A 16,088-nucleotide genomic window follows, 5' to 3' on the forward strand; every position below is an offset into this window, starting at 1 on the left:
GTCAGGGTCCTACGGTGTCGGGCGTGCCGGCGTCAGCCGAGCGGCACGCCGTTGGCGGTGATGCGGAACTCGCAGCCGAGTGTCCGTGCGGCCCGGCGGCACATCACCATCCGTTCCAGGAAGATCTCGAAGTACTCGATGACCGTCGACCGGGTCGTGTCGAGCTCGAGCTCGAGCGTGATGGTGGCGGCGTCCGCGTCCACCCGCAGGAACGAGTGCGTCACGGCGTCGTTGACCCGGTCGTGGATGTCGGCCGCCGTGTCGGCGCCCTTGCGGACCCGGCTGCGGTGCACGTCGGCCTTGTCCGCCAGGATGACGGCCGCGCCGACGGGCCCGATGGAGGATCCGTACTGCTCCTCGTGGTTGCCGATCGCGGAGAGCACCAGGCCGATCCGGTAGGGGTCGACCTCCAGTCGGCGCAGGGCGTCGTAGGCGATCCAGGCACCCGACAGGCCGTGGTTCATGCGGCTGACGACGTTGCCGACGTCGTGCAGGTAGCCGCCCACGGCGGCGAGGTCGCACAGCTCCCGGTCGGCGCCGAGGTGCAGCAGGACGTTGTGGGCGATGCGCCCGACCAGGTTGGCGTGGCGGAAGCCGTGCTCGGTGAAACCTTGCGCGTCGAGGAACTGGTCGGAGAGCTTGATGAAGGCGCTGACCACCTCGTCCGACTGCAGCTGGGTGAGGATGTCGACCGACCCGCCGGTGCGGCGCTCGGTCTCCAGGGCCACCTCGGCGGCCTCCGCGACGGCGTCCTGCGCGTCGATACCGCGCACGAGCGCGGCCTCGGCCGACCCGGCGATCGCGACCGCCGGGTCCCCCAGCTGCTGAGGCCGCTCCACCTCGGCCGCCTCGGGTGGCGGGGGCGCGTCGTCGCGCTCGGCCGCCGCGGGGTCGAGGTGGTCGCGGTCCTCGGCGAGGCGGTCGTCGGTCACGTGTCCGCCGTGTCGTCGTTCACCACGCGCGCGAGCGCGCTGCGCTGGTAGCGCAGGATCACGTCGTCGGTGACGAGCAGGTCCATCGTGTCGTCCGTGAGCGCGGTGATGCGCCCGTGCAGACCACCGATGGTGACGACATCGTCGCCGACCTGCAGGTCGGCAACCTTCTTCTGATGTTCCTTCTGCCGCTTCTGCTGCGGACGGATCAGCAGCAGATAGAGCACCACCAGGAACAACAGCGGCAGCAGCAGGCCACCAAGACCTTCCACGACGACGTCCTTTGTCGACCTCGAGACGATTTCCGCGCGGCGCTCGCACCGGGCGGCGCCCGGTGGCCGCGCGGAAAGCCGCCCGACCGTTCCGGCGGGGTGCGCCGGTGGCGAGGGCCGGCATGGTGCTCGCCGGAACCCGTGGCCCGTACGGTGGGCGGACGGACGGTCAGCCTACCGCTCGTCGGCGCCCGTGCCAGGTTGCCGTGACACGGTGTCGTCGTCGCCGGCCGACTCGCGCAGCGGTTCGGCGCCGTCGGCCTGCCGACGGCGCACCGGGCCTCGCCTGACGCCGTCGGCGTCGAGGGCCGTGGACCCGCCCGGCACGCCAGCCGTCGGGCCGTCCGGGAGGTCCTCGCCGCGCGCCCAGGCGGTCAGCCGGTCCGCGGCATCACCCTGCCGCTCGGTGGTCAACAGCAGGACGTCGCCGTTGGCGAGGCGCGTGTCACCACGTGGGATCAGCACCCGGTGCTCACGCACGATGGCGGCCACGAGCGCGCGGTCGGGCGGCGGGATCTCGTGCAGGCGCCGGCCGTGGAGGGCGAGGTCCTCGGTCACGAAGACCTCGATCAGGTCGACGTCGATGCCCTCGATGGGCAGGGCCTCGGCGACGGGGGCCCAGCCCGGCCGCTCGACCTGCAGTCCGAGGCGCTTGACCAACGGCAACAGGGTGGTGCCCTGCACCAGGACGGACACCAGGACCACGAAGAAGACGACGTTGAAGATCGCGCCGCCGTCGTCGACGGTGGCCGTTGCGGGGAAGGTCCCCAGCACGATCGGCACGGCGCCGCGCAGTCCGCCCCACGACAGCAGCATGCGTTCCTGCCATGAGTACCGCTGCCCGAGGGTGCACAGCCAGACGGCGGTCGGCCGGGCGACGAACGTCAGGATCAGCGCGACGAGCAGGCCCGAGAGGACCACCGGAATCAGCTCGGACGGGGTCACGAGCAGTCCGAGGAGCAGGAAGAGCCCGATCTCCGAGGCGTTGGCGAGTGCCTCGTGCACACCGCGGATCGAGCGTCGGTGCCGAGGCACGAACGCGCCGATCAGCAACCCCGCGACGTAGACGGCCACGAACCCCGAGGCCCCCACGGAGGCGGCCGCGGCGTAGGCCATGGCGCCCAGGGCACCGGCCACGACCGGGTACATCCCTTCGACACCCAGTTCGAGCCGGCGCAGGGCCACGGCCCCCAGGGCGCCGATCAGACCGCCGACGATGCCGCCGCCCAAGAGCTGCACGACGGCAAAGAGGGCCCAGTCGCCGGGCCCGACGCCACCGTCGACGATCGTCGCGATCATGCCGACGGTCAACATGACCGCGATCGGGTCGTTGGCGCCGGACTCCAGCCGTAGCAGCGCGGAGATCCGGCGCGGCAGCGGGGTCGTGCGCATCATGGAGAACACGGCCGCGGCGTCGGTGGAGGCGACCACCGCGCCGATCAGCATCGACGTGGCCGGGTCCAGGTCCAGGAGCCACCAGATGCCGAGCCCGGTCACGGCCGCGGTGACGGCGACGCCGATCGTGGCCAGCGCGGTCCCCGGTAGGGCGGCCAGCCGCAGGTCGGTCGGCTTGGTGGTCAAGCCACCTTCGAAGAGGATGAAGAGCAGGGCGATCGTGCCGACGTTCTGCACCAGGGCCGCGTCGTCGAGGACGACCAGGCCGACCCCCTCGTTGCCGGCCACCATGCCCAGTACGAGGAACAGCAACGCGCCGGGGACCCGCAGGCGCTGACCGAGCTTGTCGAGGACCGCCGCGGACAGTCCGGCCAGCAGCAGCAGCGTCGAGCCGACGAGCAACAGGGCGTCCACGCCGATCTCGAGCTGCACGCGTCACCTTCCGTCCCGGGCTCGTCGGGATTCTGGAAACGCTAGCCCGTGTCCGGCGTGCCCTCGTCCGCGTCGTCGAACAGCGACACGGCACCCGGTGTGCGGTGCGGCAGCGCCGCGCCAGGTGGCGGCATCGGGCGGCCGAGGTGGGCGTACGCGCCGGCGGTGGCGATCCGGCCGCGGGGCGTGCGCTGGAGCAGACCGCAGCGCAGCAGGAACGGCTCGACGGCGTCCTCGAGGGTGTCGGGTTCCTCGGCCACGGCGGTGGCCAGGGTGGTCAGCCCGACCGGTCCCCCACCGAAGTTGTCGACGACCGCCTCGAGGACGCGACGGTCGAGCCGGTCCAGGCCGAGCTCGTCGACGTCGAAGACCTCCAACGCGGCCCGGGCCACGGCCAGGTCGATCCGGGAGCCGGCCTCCACCTCGGCGTAGTCACGGACCCGGCGCAAGAGCCGGTTGGCGATGCGGGGGGTGCCGCGCGAGCGGCTGGCGATCTCCGCCGCGCCGTCCCCGTCGACGTCCACGCTCAGCAGGCCCGCGGAGCGGCGCACGATGGCGAGCAGTTCGTCGGTCTCGTAGTGCTCGAGGTGGGCGGCGAACCCGAACCGGTCCCGCAGCGGCGAGGAGATCAGGCCGGTGCGCGTGGTGGCGCCGACCAGCGTGAACCGCGGCAGGTCCAGCCGGATGGAACGCGCACCGGGCCCCTTGCCGACGACGATGTCGAGCTGGAAGTCCTCCATCGCCGAGTACAGGACCTCTTCGACGGTGCGGGGCAGGCGGTGGATCTCGTCGACGAACAGGACGTCGCCGCCTTCCAGGCCGGTCAGGATCGCGGCCAGGTCGCCCGGGCGCTCGATCGCCGGGCCGGACGTGGCACGGAACTGCGCGCCCACCTCGGCGGCGACGATGGCGGCCAGGGTCGTCTTGCCGAGCCCCGGCGCGCCGGACAGCAGCACGTGGTCGGCGGGCTGGCCGCGGCGGCGCGCGCCGGTCAGCACCAGCTGCAGCTGGCGGCGCACCCGGTCCTGGCCGATGAACTCGTCCAGCCGGGCCGGGCGCAGGCTCGCCTCCAGGCCGTCCTCGCCCGGCAGCGACCCGACGTCGAGCAGCGGGTTCTCGTCCGCGGCGAACGGCCCGTCGGCGTCGGCGGGGGCGTCCTGCCAGCTCACGAGCGGGCCCCCTCGAACGCGGCGGCACCGAGGTGGCGCAGGCAGGCGCGGATGAGGTCGGTGACCGCGGCGTCGGCCGGTATCGCACCGTCGGCGGCGACGGCGGCCAGCGCCTGCTGGACCTCGCCGGCCGAGTAGCCCAGGGCGAGCAGCGCGTCGCGGGTCTCCGCCTGCAGGCCGGGGGTGCCGACACCGACGGCGGCGCCGGGCAGCTCCCCGCCGGTCGGGCCGCCGACCTTGTCCTTGAGCTCGAGCACGAGCCGCTCGGCGACCTTCTTGCCGACGCCGGGGATCGCGGTCAAGGTGGCGACGTCGGCGCCGCCGATGGCGGTGCGCAGCACGTCGGGTCGGTGGGTGCCCAGCGCGGCGAGCGCGAGCTTGGGACCGACGCCGGAGGAGGTCAGCAGCAGCTCGAACAGCTGCAGCTGGCTGCGCTCCGTGAAGCCGTAGAGGGTCATCGACTCCTCGCGGACCTGCAGCGAGGTGTGCAGCTCGACCGGCTCGCCGCGGGGCGGTATCCGCTCGCCGGGCGTCACGTGCACGAGGTAGCCGACGCCGCCGACGTCCACGACGACGGTGGCGGTGTCACGGTGGGCGACGCGGCCTCGCAGGGACGCGATCACGGGCGACCTCCGGCGCGGTTGGCGGGTCGGGCACGGTGCCGGGACGGCGGGCTGGGTGAGGCGGGTGGCAGCCGGTCCCCCAGCACCGCCTCCCAACCGCCGCGGGCAGCGGTGTCGGCGGCGCGGTGGGCGTCGGCCAGCTCGCCGGCCGCCGCGGTGCCGATCGCGCGGGTCTGCAGCCGCGAGCGGGCGAGGTGGGTCAGCGCCACGGCGAGGGCGTCGGCGACGTCGGCCGGACGCGGCACCTCGGCCAGCCCGAGCTGGGCCGCGACCAGCCGGCCGACCGCGTCCTTGTCCGCGGCGCCCGTGCCGGCGACCGTCTGCTTGACCTCGTTCGGGCTGTAGGCGGTGACGGCCAGCCCGGCACGCGCGGCGGCGGCCAGCGCGACGCCCGCGGCCTGTCCGGTCGCCATCGCCGAGCGGACGTTGGAGGAGAACAGCACCCGCTCGACCGCGACGGCGTCGGGCCGGTGCCGGGCGACGACGGCCTCGATGGCCTCCTGCACGGCCAGCAGCCGGCGTTCCAGCGGCAGGTCCGGTGAGGTCCGCACGCACTCGTGGTGCACGACGGTGGGCCGGGCCGCCGGGCCGCGCACGACACCGAGCCCGCAGCGGGTCAGGCCCGGGTCGATGCCCAGCACCGTCGTCGGTACGGCGCCCACCTCGTCGGCCACGCTGGCTCCTCGAACCGCTCATCGAACGTGCGTTCGCACGAGCCTAGCAACCGTGGGAGACGCGCCCCGGGAGGCGTCCCCACCGCCGCTTTGCCGCCGGTTCCTGCTCGACCGGCGCCTGTGGCGGCCGTGGGTGGCGGGCGAACCGTCACCGGCGGCGGGACCCGCTCGCTGCGCGGTGCCCGGCGCCAACGGTCGCCGGAGGACTACTCCTCCAGGCTCTCGATGAGTTCCTCGGGGATGTCGAAGTTGGCGTAGACGTCCTGGACGTCGTCGTTGTCGTCGAGGGTGTCGAGCAGGCGCAGCACCTTCTTCGCCTCGGCCACGTCCGCGATGGGGACCGTCGAGGCGGGCACCATGGTCGAGCCGGCCTCGACGATGCCGAACCCGCCGTCCTCGAAGGCCTTGCGCAGCCCCGCCACGTCGGACGGGTCGCACCAGGCGGTGTACTGCTCGCCGCTGTGCTCGAGGTCCTCCAACCCGGCGTCCAGGCCGACCATCATCAGGTCGTCCTCGCTGTGACCGTTGGCGTCCACGACGACTTGGCCGCGGCGGGAGAACAGGAAGGACACGGAGCCGGGCTCGGCGAGGTTGCCGCCGGCCTTGCTGAAGGCGCTACGCACGTCGGAGGCGGTGCGGTTGCGGTTGTCGGTCAGACAGTCGACGAGCACCGCCACACCGCCGGGCGCGTAGCCCTCGTACTGGGCGCTCTCGTACGCGGCGGCGCCGGCGTCCTCGCCCGAGCCGCGCTTGCAGGCGCGCTCGATCGTGTCCTTGGGTACGTCGGCGTCCTTCGCCTTCTGCACGGCCAGGGCCAGCGAGGGCGACTGCTCCGGGTCGGAGGTGTTGGCCTCGCGGGCGGCGGACTCGATCGCGCGGATCAGCTTGGCGAACTGCTTGCCGCGCTTCTTGTCCTGCGCCGCCTTGCGGTGCTTGATGTTGGCCCACTTGCTGTGGCCGGCCATGCGCTGCCTTTCGTGCGCGACACGCCCTGGTCGCGGACGGGGTGAACTCGACCGGCAAGCCTACCGGGGCCGGCCGGCGAGCAACCAGACCGCCCTCACCGGTCGACCAGCACCTACGACGGCCAGCGCGGTGAGCGGCCGGGTGCGGAGTCGGGCGGCACGAGGTCGACGCAGCGACGCAGGGACGGTGCAGCGTTGCCCCGGTGCAGCGCTGGCCCGACCGAGCGACCTCGACATCGCGTCGTGCCGGACCGCGCCCGACCGTGTGACGTTCCGACACCTCGGTGACACCGGACACACACCAGCGCCGCTCCCGCGTCACATCGACCCGCTGGCGTCACACTTCCGGCCGCCCGTGGGCTCCTCAGCCCAGAGCGAGGGTCCACAGCGGCAGGGTGGCCATGGCGACGACCGCGCCGACGGCGATCAGCTGGGCCGCGAGGCGGTCGTCGAGTCCGGCCGAGGCGGCCACGACCCCGCCCATCACCATCGGCGGCATGGCCGACTCCAGCACCGACACCCGCCAGACGTCGTCCAGGCCCACGGAACGGGCGACGAGGAGGACGACCGCCGGTGCCAGCACGAGGCGGGCGGCAAGGCCGGCGGTCAGTGGTGCGGGTCGCCACCCGGCGCCGCGCAGCCGCAGGCGCATGCCGACCGCGATCATGGCGACCGGCGTGACGGTGGCGCCGAGCGTCGTCGCGACGTCCCCCAGCGCCGGGGGCAGCCCACCCAGGCCGTTGGCGAGCAGGCTCACGACCAGGGCGACGAAGGGCGGGAACCGCAGCACGCGACGGACCATCACCGCCGGGCCGGGTGGCGTGGCGGCGCCGTAGCGGGCCGCGACGACGGTGGAGAGGGTCGCCAGCGCCAGGAAGGAGCCGAACTGGTCGTAGACGACGGCGAACGGCAGTACGGCGGCGCCGAGCAGCGCCTCGACGGCAGGGAAGCCGAGGAAGCTGGTGTTGCCCAGCGGCACGACCACCAGCAGCGTGCCGGTGGTGCGCCGGTCGAGGTCGGCGAGGCGGCAGCCGGCCCACACCAGCAGGCTCAGCCCGAGCACGACCGCCCAGGCGACGGCGGCCGGCAGCAGGAAGCGGGCGTCGACCTCCAGGTCCGGCACCACCGCGAGGATCAGCGCGGGCAGTGCCACGCGAACCAGGAAGGCCTCCAGCGTCGCGGCGGCGTCCCGTGGCAGCACCCGGACGTGGCCGAGCAGGACACCGACGAGCAGGAGGGCGAGGACCGTGAGCACGCGCCGCCTACCGGCGCCGGCGGTGCGGCGGGTGCCGGCGGGTCAGCAGGCAGCGGACCCGGACGGTGTAGACGAGCGTCCCCAGCAGCAGCACCCCGGCGGCGAGGAACGAGCCCCGGACCGCGAGCACGACCGCCAGGGCGGAGCCCAGCCACGGGACCAGCGGCGCGGCCGGCGGGGGCTGGCGACCGGGCCCGACGGTGGGTTCGCGCACGGCGAGAGCGGTCGCCAGGCCCAGCGTCACCAGGCCGATGGCGACCAGGACACCGGCCTGTCCGAACACCTCGCGCACGTCGAGGAGGCTAGCGCTGCGGCGACGAACTCTGGACGACGGCCGCCACGAAGGCGGCGTGGAGACGGTCGTCGCCGGTCACCTCGGGATGGAAGGCGGCCGCCAGCAGGTGCCCCTGCCGCACGATGACGGGATGACCGTCGACCTGCGCGAGCACCTCGACGTCACCGTCGAGCACCGTCTCGACCCGCGGTGCGCGGATGAACGAGACGTCCATCGGCCCACCGTCGACACCGGCCACCTCCAGGCGCGTGTCGAACGAGTCGACCTGCCGGCCGAAGGCGTTGCGGCGGGTCCGGACGGCGAGCCCGCCGACCAGCGGCTGTGGGCGGTCCTGGTCGAGTTCGTCGGAGAGCAGGATCATCCCGGCGCAGGTCCCGAACACCGGCAACCCGTCGCCGATGCGCTCGCGCAGCGGCTCCATGAGCCCGAAGCGCTCGAGCAGCTTGCCGATCGTGGTGGACTCGCCGCCGGGGATGATCAGCCCGTCGACGGCCGCCAGTTGCTCGGCGGTGCGGACCTCGACCGCGTGGGCCCCGCAGCGGCGCAGCGCGCGGAGGTGCTCGAGGACGTCGCCCTGCAGCGCGAGCACGCCGATCGTGGGCGCGTCGGCGGGCAGCTGCGGGTCCGGCTCACGGCCCACCAGCCGCTCCCCCGGCACCCAGGGCCGGCGGGGTCGGCGGGACGCGGCGTCGGGACGGGTGCGGGTGCTCACCACCCGCGGTCGGCGTACTTCTGGTTCTCCGGCAGGCTCTGGATCTCGATGCCGACCATCGCCTCGCCGAGGTTGCGCGACACCTTCGCGATGACGCCGGCGTCCTCGAAGTGGGTCGTCGCCTCCACGATCGCGCGGGCGCGCTGCTGCGGGTTGCCGGACTTGAAGATGCCGGACCCGACGAAGACGCCGTCCGCGCCGAGCTGCATCATCATCGCCGCGTCGGCGGGCGTGGCGATGCCGCCGGCGGTGAACAGCACGACCGGCAGCCGGCCGGTGTCGGCGACCTCGCGGATCAGCTCGACCGGGGCCCGGTGCTCCTTGGCGGCGGCGTACAGCTCGGTCTCGTCCATCGTGGCGAGCTTGCGGATCTCGCCGGTGATGGACCGCATGTGCCGGGTGGCCTCGACGACGTTGCCGGTGCCGGCCTCGCCCTTGGAGCGGATCATCGCCGCCCCCTCGGCGATGCGGCGCAGCGCCTCACCGAGGTTGGTGGCGCCGCAGACGAACGGGACGTCGAACGCCCACTTGTCGATGTGGTTGGCCTCGTCGGCCGGCGTGAGCACCTCGGACTCGTCGACGTAGTCGACGCCGAGGGACTGCAGGACCTGCGCCTCCACGAAGTGGCCGATGCGGGCCTTGGCCATCACCGGGATGGACACGGCCTCGATGATGCCGTCGATCATGTCGGGGTCCGACATGCGGGCGACACCGCCGTCGCGGCGGATGTCGGCCGGCACCCGCTCGAGCGCCATGACGGCGACGGCGCCGGCCTCCTCGGCGATACGGGCCTGCTCGGGCGTCACGACGTCCATGATGACGCCGCCCTTCAGCATGTCCGCGAGCCCGCGCTTGACGCGGGTCGTCCCGTGCTTGGTGGACGTGGCCTGGTTCGTGTCGGTCATCGTGCTCTCGAGACATCAGAGGCGGGGTCGACGGCCAGCGTACTGCGTGGCCCTTGCAGCATTCATCCCGGTGCCGTGCGAACGGTGTCTGCGGCCCGGACGGGCCGAGTGACCCGCGGCCGGTGTGGTCAGCCGGCGGCTGGTGCGGCTGGCAGACGGCTGGCGTCCGGCAGCAGCAGCCAAGTCGGACCGGGCTTGAGCGCGAGGTCCCCGCCGTCCTCGTCCAGCAGCCGCAGCGGGGCGGTGTCGTCGGCCTTCTCCCACGTCGCCTCGAACCAGGCACCGTCGCGCAGCACGATGGCGCGGCCCTCGCCGGTCACGTCGGTCTCGTCGTAGGGGTTGCCGGCGGTGTCGCAGCAGCCGGACTGGTAGTGGCGGGCGCCGATGACGACCACGTTGGCCGCAGCGACGCGTCCGTCACCGGTGACGGTGAACGGCTCGCCGTTCTGCAGGCGCCGGTAGACGCCCTCGGCCGTGTCGTAGGTGAAGCCGGTCCGGAAGCTGCCCGACATGGCCACCTCGATCGCGGCGCCGGCGCTGTCGCAGTCGGGCATGGCGCCGGGGCACGACGGCAGGTCGGTGTCGAACCGGAACGCGGCGGCCTCGGCCGGCGGCGTCGCACCCCGTTCGGCGACGGTGGCCAGCGTCTCGGGGGTGCGGACGTAGAGGTTGTGGGGCGCCTTGCGGCCGCTGTCGCGGTAGAAGCCGCCCTCGCCCTCGGTCACCAGCACGAGGGGGCTGCCGGCGAGCAGGCCCTGGACCTGGTCGCGGGCGCCCGAGTAGGCGAACCCGGCGCGCTCGGCCAGGCCGGAGGCGACCTGGACGTCGATCGGCCGCGCGGAGCGGACCGGCCCGGCGGTCTCGGGTACGTGGCTGTGGAACACGGTGATGAAGCGGGTGACCCCGCCCTCGACCAGTTCCTCGAACACGAGATCCGCGGCGTCGAGGCCGGCCTGCGGCCGGGCCGCCGGCGAGTTCTCGATCTTCACGACGAGCGCCGGCCGGTCGGTGAGGTCCTCGGAGGTCGGCAGGCCGGTCAGCGGTGCGAGGGTCTCGTCGACCGGCTCGGCATCGGGCTCGGGCTCCGCCTCGGACGCATCGGGCTCGGCCGCGGCCGTCTCCACGGGCTCGGGCTCCCCGTCGGAGGAGCAGGCGGACAGCAGCAGGGCGGCGGCGAGGCACGCGGGCACGAGGCGGCGGAACGACACGAGGAGACCTCTGGGGGACGAGCGGCCGTGGTCATTCGGTCAGGTCGGCCGGCGGCGTCAGAATACGACGAGAGCCGTCCACTCCGGGACATCTGTCCCATCACCGGTGCGGCCGGCGCTCGCACCGCCACGAGCGGGCGTGGGCGCGGCGACGCGCGGGTGTCAGCGCGCGCTGACGTCGAGGTAGATCTCGCGCAGCCGGCCGGCGACGACGGGCCAGTCGTGTGCTGCCGCGGTGCGCCGCCCCTCGGCCGCCATCGCCGCACGCAGCGCCGGATTGTCGAGCAGCGTGCCGATCGCCTCGGCCAGCGCCCGCGGCTCGCCTGGCGGGACGAGCCGGCCCTGCACGCCGTCGCGGGCGACGCTGCGGTAGCCGGGCAGGTCCGAGGCGACCAGGGGTCGGCCCGCTGCCATCGCCTCCAACAGCACGATGCCGAAGGACTCGCCGCCCAGGGCCGGGGACACGTACAGGTCGCAGGACGCGAAGAAGCGCGGCAGTTCCTCCTGCCCGACGCGACCGAGGAAGACCACGTCGGCACGGAGGCGGGCCGGCAGCAACTGCTGGCACCGGTCGCGTTCGGGGCCGTCACCGACCACGTACAGGCGCAGGTCAGGACGCTGGGTCTTCAACAGCGTGAACGCGCGGATCAGCGGCTCGAGCCCCTTGCGGCGCTCCAGCCGTCCGACGAACAGCAGCGTCGGACGGTCGGCGTCGATGATCTCCGCGATCGGCGCGGCCTCGGCGAACCGGGCGACGTCGACGCCGTTGGGCACGATCCGGAACCGGCCGACGGGCAGTCCCAGGGCCCGGGCGTGGTAGGAGGCGGCCGCGTCGCTGACCGCGATCGCGCTCGCCAGCCGGTTCAGGATCCGCCGTCCGTAGGGGCGCGCCACCTGGTAGGCCCGGGCGTCCGCCGACCACGCATGGAAGGTGCCCACGACCGACGCCACGTCGGCGCGGACGGCCGCGAGGCCCGCCCACGGGACCACCGGCTCGTGTACGTGCACGGCGTCGGGTGCGAAGGCCCGGAGCTGCTCCCGCAGCCGGCGGACCGCCAGCGGTGAGGGCGCGACCGGCGCGATCGAGCCGTTGAACGGCACCCGGAACGAGCGCCCGACCGGCGGCCGCTCGGTGCTGCCGGGCCCGAGCACCACGACCTCGTCGCCACGGGTTCGCAGGGCCGCCGCCAGGTGCTGGACGTGCGACTGCACGCCACCGGGTACCTCGAGGTCGTACGGCGAGACCAGCGCCACGCGCAGCGGCGGGACGTCGGCCGTCACAGCCGCCCCCCGAAGTTACGCCGGCGCTGGGCCCAGTCGTCGCGGGCGAGGGCGGCCCAGTCGTCACCCCGACGCCAGGCGGCGACCACCGGGTGGTCGGGCTCGCGGTCGGCCAGCCAGTTGGGGACGAACACGTGCCACTGCTCGGGCGCGAACCGGACCAGTGCCTCGAGCTCGCGCGCGACCGCCTGGGTGCCGTCGTAGACGTCGAGGCGGTCGACCTCGATGGGCGGGCGGACGTGGCCGTGGAAGCCGTCGCCGCGGGTGAAGAAGGCACCGGCGGCGACCGGCCGGCCGGTGCGGCGCGCCAGCGCGGCGGTGCCGGGCGGCAAACGGCACGGCTCACCGAAGAAGTCGACGATCGGGCCCTTCTTGGTGAGGTCGCGATCGGCGAGCAGGGTGGCGACCGCGCCGGCCTCACGGACCCGTCGTTCCAGCTGGTCGAGCATGTCGCCGCCGCGCACGAGCGGGATCACCTCGATGCCTGCCTGCTCGCGCAGCCGGACGAAGCGCTCGAACAGGCGCCGAGGCTCCACGAGCTCGGCGACGACGACCATGCCCCAGCGCCGCTGGGTGGTGAAGAAGGCACCGACGTCCCAGGAGCCGAGGTGGCCGGTCGCGAACACGCCCCCCTCGCCCGAGTCGCGGACCGCGTCGACGTGATGGAGCCCCTCGCCCGTGGAGGCGGCGACCACCTCGGCGCCGTCCATGGTGTGCAGCCGGAAGCTGTCGAGCCAGTAGCGGGCGTAGGACACGTAGGCGTCACGGACGAGGTCGCGGAGCTGGGACGGCGAGGCGTCCGGGACCACGCGTGCGAGGTTGCGCCGCACCTGGTCGCGCTGGCGGTCGGAGGCGGCGCGGTACCACACCGGCCCCAGCCTGGCCGGCAGCCGCCGGGCGACCGGTGCCGGCAGCGCCGCGGCCGCCTCCCACACGGTCCGGTACTGCCAGTAGGCGGCCCGCTGGCGGAGTGTCTCGGGTGGCGCGGGCGGCAGGTCGGCGAGCGAGGCCGAGCGCCTCACCGTCCCCTCCCCCGGCCGAGGCGACCGGACAACCGGCGCTCATCGCGGCGACCCCGGGCGGTGCCGTCACCGTCACCGTCGACGCCCTCACCGTCGGGCCGCGACAGCTCCTGCGTGATCTGGGCGGCGCGCTGCGCCGAGTCGAGGGCCGGGTCGAAGTTGTACTCGCCGTAGAACCGACGTGCTGCCCGCAGGAAGCCGCGGCTCCAGGCCCGGTCGGCGACGGCCAGTTCGAGCAGTTCCTCGGGGATGTCGCGGTCGATCTGGCACCAGACGTGATGGATGCGCTGCACCACGGTGACGGTCGCGCCGACTGCGAGCAGCCACAGCACCGGTTCCAGCAGCCAACGGTGGAAGATCAGTGCGAACATGAGCAGGATGGCGCGCTCGGCCCGTTCCATGATGCCGATGTCGCAGGTCAGGTCGATCGACTCCGCCTTCGCCCGCACGTAGCTGGTGACCTCGGCCGCGACCAGTGCGACCACCGCCAGGACGAACACCCGTGGCTCGTCCCGCACCCACCACGCCACCCCGGCGAGGATCAGGCCGTCGGAGATCCGGTCGCTGACCGAGTCGTAGAACCCACCGAACGGCGTCGAGCGGCCGGTCGCGCGGGCCACGGCGCCGTCGAAGGTGTCCATCAGGCCGCCCGCGACCAGGACCCACCCGCCGATGATCGGCTGCCCGTTGGCGACGAACCACGTGGCCACGCCCGTGAGCACGAGCCCGAACGTCGTCAGCCAGTTCGGCGTGATGCCGGTACGAGCGATGCCCCGGCCCACCGGCGTCGTCACCGCGTCGACGTACTCGGGGAACCGAGACCGCAGTGCCACGTCGTCCTCGTTCGCTGGGCTCGGGGCCGACGCCGGCCGTCGGCCCCGAAGGGCGCATCCACGCTAGCAATACCGGGCGGTTCGGCCCGGGACCGCTGTCCACACGTCGCGCAGCGCCCGTCGCCGTACCCTGCGTCGGGCGCCACCACGATCGGCCGGAAGGGGCTCGTCCCATGACCGAGAAACTGCAGATGACCGACGCCGAATGGCGGGAGCGCCTGACCCCCGAGCAGTACGCGGTGCTACGCCAGCAGGGCACGGAGCGGCCCTTCACGGGCGCCTACTGGGACGAGCACGGCGAGGGCACGTACCGCTGTGCCGGCTGTGGGACGGCGTTGTTCCGCTCCGACACCAAGTTCGACGCCCACTGCGGCTGGCCGAGCTTCTACCAGCCGGTGGACGACGAGGTGGTCGAGGAACACCTCGACACCAGCCTCGGGATGCGGCGCATCGAGGTGACCTGCGCGACCTGCGGCGGACACCTGGGCCACGTCTTCGACGACGCGCCGGACCAGCCGACCGGCCTGCGTTACTGCATCAACTCGGTCTCGCTCGACCTCGACCGCGACGGCGCCTGATCCGCGCGCGCCGTTCGCGTCGTCGGTCGCCGGTCGCGCTGGTCGCGTCAGCCGGCGGCGCGCTGGTCGGCGCCCGGCTCGTCGCTGCCGATGTCGTCGGGCATCCCCACCGCGGCGCCGCCGTCGACGACCGGCTCGGCGGTGACCGGGTCGGCGGTGACGTCGACGTCGCCCGACTTCACCCGCGCCGCGTACTCGTCGACGTACTCCTGCCCGCTGAGCATCATGATCTCGTACATCAGCTCGTCGGTCGCCGAACGCAGCACGAACGGGTCGGTACGACGGTCGCGGTAGCGCGACAGGTCCAGCGGCCGCCCGTAGCGGACGGTGATCGGGTGGCGGGTCGGCACGTAGCTGCCGGTCGGCATCGCCCGGTTGGTGCCGAGCACGGCGCACGGGATGACCGGGACCTCGGCCTCCAGCGCCATGCGCACCGGGCCGGTCTTGCCCCGGTACAGGCGGCCGTCGGGGCTGCGGGTGCCCTCCGGGTAGATGCCCAGCAGGTCACCGCGACGCAGGATCTCCACGCCGGTGCGCAGGCTGTCGCCGCCCTTCTCCCCACCGCCACGGTGGACCGGGACGACGCCGGTGCCCTGGAAGAACCAGCGCGTGCGCCAGGAGTCCCAGTAGTCGGCCTTGCCGAGGAAGTACACCGGCCGTGGCACGTTCAGTGGCAGGACGATCGAGTCGATGAACGACAGGTGGTTGCTCGCCAGGATGGCCGGCGCCGCGACGGGCACGTGCTCGAGCCCCTCCAGCCGCAGGCGCGTGTAGCGGTTGACGACCGGTGGCAGCGCCCGCTTGAGCGTTCGATACATCCGTGGCGCGTCTGCCATTCCGGGCACGGGGGCCTCCTCGGTCGTTCCCGCGATACAAGCATCTCGGTCGACTCGTCCGGGGACCGTCCGCCCGACGTGCGGCCGGCTGACTCCCCCGTCGCCGCTAGCCTACGGTCGCCCCGAGGAGGCGTCGAGCCCCCTCCGTCCGTGACGCACCTTCGGACGACCGTGAGCCCACCGACGGACGGCCGGAGCGGCGGCGGAACCCGCGCGCGACGACAGGAGCCTGGGAGTGGCGAGTGACCTCGGAGCGTGGCCGGCCGAGCAGGCGAGCGTCCTGCTCGAGGTCCTGCAGCGGGACGGGCTGAACCCGGAGGCCCGGCGCACCCGTGAGGGGATCCTCGTGCTGGTCCCGGACGAGCAGTCCGACCAGGCGCACCAGGTCCTGGCCGCCAACATGGACATCATCGCCCGGGCAGCTCGGCCGTCCGGCCATGGCCCGCGAACCCGCAGCCGCCCGGCGCGGCGCAAGGCCGAACCGCCACCGCGCCGCCGGCGCACCGACCAGGACCCCAGCCTCACCAGCGAGCGCATGCTGCGCATCGGGCCGGCGATCGCCCTGTTCCTGATCACCCTGCTCCTGGCCGGCCTGGTGCCGGGAGGTGCCCTACCGATCCTGGCCGCGGGCGTCCTGGCGAGCATCTGGCTACTGGGCAAGCAGACGCAGCGCGACCAGGACGACGACTGACGGACCCGTC

18 protein-coding genes are annotated in these 16,088 nt (G+C 73.7%); 2 read left to right on the forward strand and 16 right to left on the reverse strand.

Features of this window, described 5'->3' with window-relative positions; genetic code table 11:
• Positions 1–32: 32 nt before the first annotated feature.
• From ACERM0_RS03375 to ACERM0_RS03445, 15 genes are all read right to left on the reverse strand, one after another.
• Positions 33–932: an HD domain-containing protein gene (locus ACERM0_RS03375; RefSeq protein WP_373677104.1), complete on the reverse strand. Its 900-nt coding sequence runs from the start codon at positions 930–932 to the stop codon at positions 33–35.
• The gene (yajC, locus tag ACERM0_RS03380) at positions 929–1,204 is read right to left on the reverse strand and encodes a preprotein translocase subunit YajC (protein WP_373677105.1); all 276 of its coding nucleotides are present in this window, start codon (positions 1,202–1,204) and stop codon (positions 929–931) included. The genes ACERM0_RS03375 and yajC overlap by 4 nt, the downstream gene beginning before the upstream one ends.
• 174 nt (positions 1,205–1,378) lie before the next feature.
• Positions 1,379–3,031, reverse strand: coding sequence for a potassium/proton antiporter (locus tag ACERM0_RS03385; RefSeq protein ID WP_373677106.1), 1,653 nt, complete (start codon positions 3,029–3,031; stop codon positions 1,379–1,381).
• 41 nt (positions 3,032–3,072) lie between these two features.
• Positions 3,073–4,200, reverse strand: a complete 1,128-nt coding sequence (ruvB, locus tag ACERM0_RS03390) for a Holliday junction branch migration DNA helicase RuvB (protein ID WP_373677107.1) — start codon at positions 4,198–4,200, stop codon at positions 3,073–3,075.
• Positions 4,197–4,823, reverse strand: a complete 627-nt coding sequence (ruvA, locus tag ACERM0_RS03395) for a Holliday junction branch migration protein RuvA (RefSeq protein WP_373677108.1) — start codon at positions 4,821–4,823, stop codon at positions 4,197–4,199. The genes ruvB and ruvA overlap by 4 nt, the downstream gene beginning before the upstream one ends.
• A complete protein-coding gene (gene ruvC / locus ACERM0_RS03400; RefSeq protein ID WP_373677476.1) occupies positions 4,820–5,464 on the reverse strand; it encodes a crossover junction endodeoxyribonuclease RuvC in 645 nt (214 codons plus the stop codon). The genes ruvA and ruvC overlap by 4 nt, the downstream gene beginning before the upstream one ends.
• 239 nt (positions 5,465–5,703) lie before the next feature.
• The gene (locus ACERM0_RS03405) at positions 5,704–6,462 is read right to left on the reverse strand and encodes a YebC/PmpR family DNA-binding transcriptional regulator (RefSeq protein WP_373677109.1); all 759 of its coding nucleotides are present in this window, start codon (positions 6,460–6,462) and stop codon (positions 5,704–5,706) included.
• A 364-nt stretch (positions 6,463–6,826) separates the two neighbouring features.
• Complete coding sequence (locus tag ACERM0_RS03410) at positions 6,827–7,717, reverse strand: AEC family transporter (protein ID WP_373677110.1); 891 nt, start codon at positions 7,715–7,717, stop codon at positions 6,827–6,829.
• 7 nt (positions 7,718–7,724) lie between these two features.
• Entirely contained in the window at positions 7,725–8,009 is a 285-nt protein-coding gene (locus ACERM0_RS03415; RefSeq protein ID WP_373677111.1) for a hypothetical protein, read from the reverse strand.
• A gap of 10 nt (positions 8,010–8,019) precedes the next feature.
• Complete coding sequence (gene pdxT, locus ACERM0_RS03420; protein ID WP_373677477.1) at positions 8,020–8,628, reverse strand: pyridoxal 5'-phosphate synthase glutaminase subunit PdxT; 609 nt, start codon at positions 8,626–8,628, stop codon at positions 8,020–8,022.
• A 92-nt stretch (positions 8,629–8,720) separates the two neighbouring features.
• Positions 8,721–9,629 (reverse strand): pyridoxal 5'-phosphate synthase lyase subunit PdxS, encoded by a 909-nt coding sequence (gene pdxS / locus ACERM0_RS03425; protein WP_373677113.1) that lies wholly within the window; start codon positions 9,627–9,629, stop codon positions 8,721–8,723.
• A gap of 128 nt (positions 9,630–9,757) precedes the next feature.
• A complete protein-coding gene (locus ACERM0_RS03430) occupies positions 9,758–10,837 on the reverse strand; it encodes a DUF3048 domain-containing protein (RefSeq protein ID WP_373677114.1) in 1,080 nt (359 codons plus the stop codon).
• 162 nt (positions 10,838–10,999) lie between these two features.
• On the reverse strand, positions 11,000–12,118 hold the full coding sequence (locus ACERM0_RS03435) for a glycosyltransferase family 4 protein (protein WP_373677115.1): 1,119 nt from the start codon (positions 12,116–12,118) through the stop codon (positions 11,000–11,002).
• A complete protein-coding gene (locus tag ACERM0_RS03440) occupies positions 12,115–13,140 on the reverse strand; it encodes a phosphatidylinositol mannoside acyltransferase (RefSeq protein WP_373677116.1) in 1,026 nt (341 codons plus the stop codon). The genes ACERM0_RS03435 and ACERM0_RS03440 overlap by 4 nt, the downstream gene beginning before the upstream one ends.
• Entirely contained in the window at positions 13,137–13,973 is an 837-nt protein-coding gene (locus ACERM0_RS03445) for a CDP-alcohol phosphatidyltransferase family protein (protein ID WP_373677117.1), read from the reverse strand. Before ACERM0_RS03445 ends, ACERM0_RS03440 begins: the two co-directional genes overlap by 4 nt.
• A 173-nt stretch (positions 13,974–14,146) precedes the next feature.
• On the opposite strand from ACERM0_RS03445, the gene msrB reads away from it, so the two are divergent.
• Complete coding sequence (msrB, locus tag ACERM0_RS03450) at positions 14,147–14,551, forward strand: peptide-methionine (R)-S-oxide reductase MsrB (protein WP_373677118.1); 405 nt, start codon at positions 14,147–14,149, stop codon at positions 14,549–14,551.
• A gap of 47 nt (positions 14,552–14,598) precedes the next feature.
• On the opposite strand, the gene ACERM0_RS03455 is transcribed toward msrB, so the two are convergent.
• Positions 14,599–15,387, reverse strand: a complete 789-nt coding sequence (locus ACERM0_RS03455) for a lysophospholipid acyltransferase family protein (RefSeq protein WP_373677478.1) — start codon at positions 15,385–15,387, stop codon at positions 14,599–14,601.
• A gap of 235 nt (positions 15,388–15,622) precedes the next feature.
• Here ACERM0_RS03455 and ACERM0_RS03460 point away from each other — a divergent pair, with 235 nt between their 5' ends.
• A complete protein-coding gene (locus tag ACERM0_RS03460; protein WP_373677119.1) occupies positions 15,623–16,078 on the forward strand; it encodes a hypothetical protein in 456 nt (151 codons plus the stop codon).
• Positions 16,079–16,088: the final 10 nt, after the last annotated feature.

This window comes from Egicoccus sp. AB-alg2, assembly GCF_041821065.1.
GTDB lineage: Bacteria > Actinomycetota > Nitriliruptoria > Nitriliruptorales > Nitriliruptoraceae > Egicoccus.

Excerpts from the sequence above, each read along its gene's own strand:
- msrB (WP_373677118.1), top strand. The coding sequence starts at position 14,147 with ATGACCGAGAAACTGCAGATGACCGACGCCGAATGGCGGGAGCGCCTG.
- pdxS (WP_373677113.1), bottom strand. The coding sequence starts at position 9,629 with ATGACCGACACGAACCAGGCCACGTCCACCAAGCACGGGACGACCCGC.
- ACERM0_RS03405 (WP_373677109.1), bottom strand. The coding sequence starts at position 6,462 with ATGGCCGGCCACAGCAAGTGGGCCAACATCAAGCACCGCAAGGCGGCG.
- ACERM0_RS03455 (WP_373677478.1), bottom strand. The coding sequence starts at position 15,387 with ATGGCAGACGCGCCACGGATGTATCGAACGCTCAAGCGGGCGCTGCCA.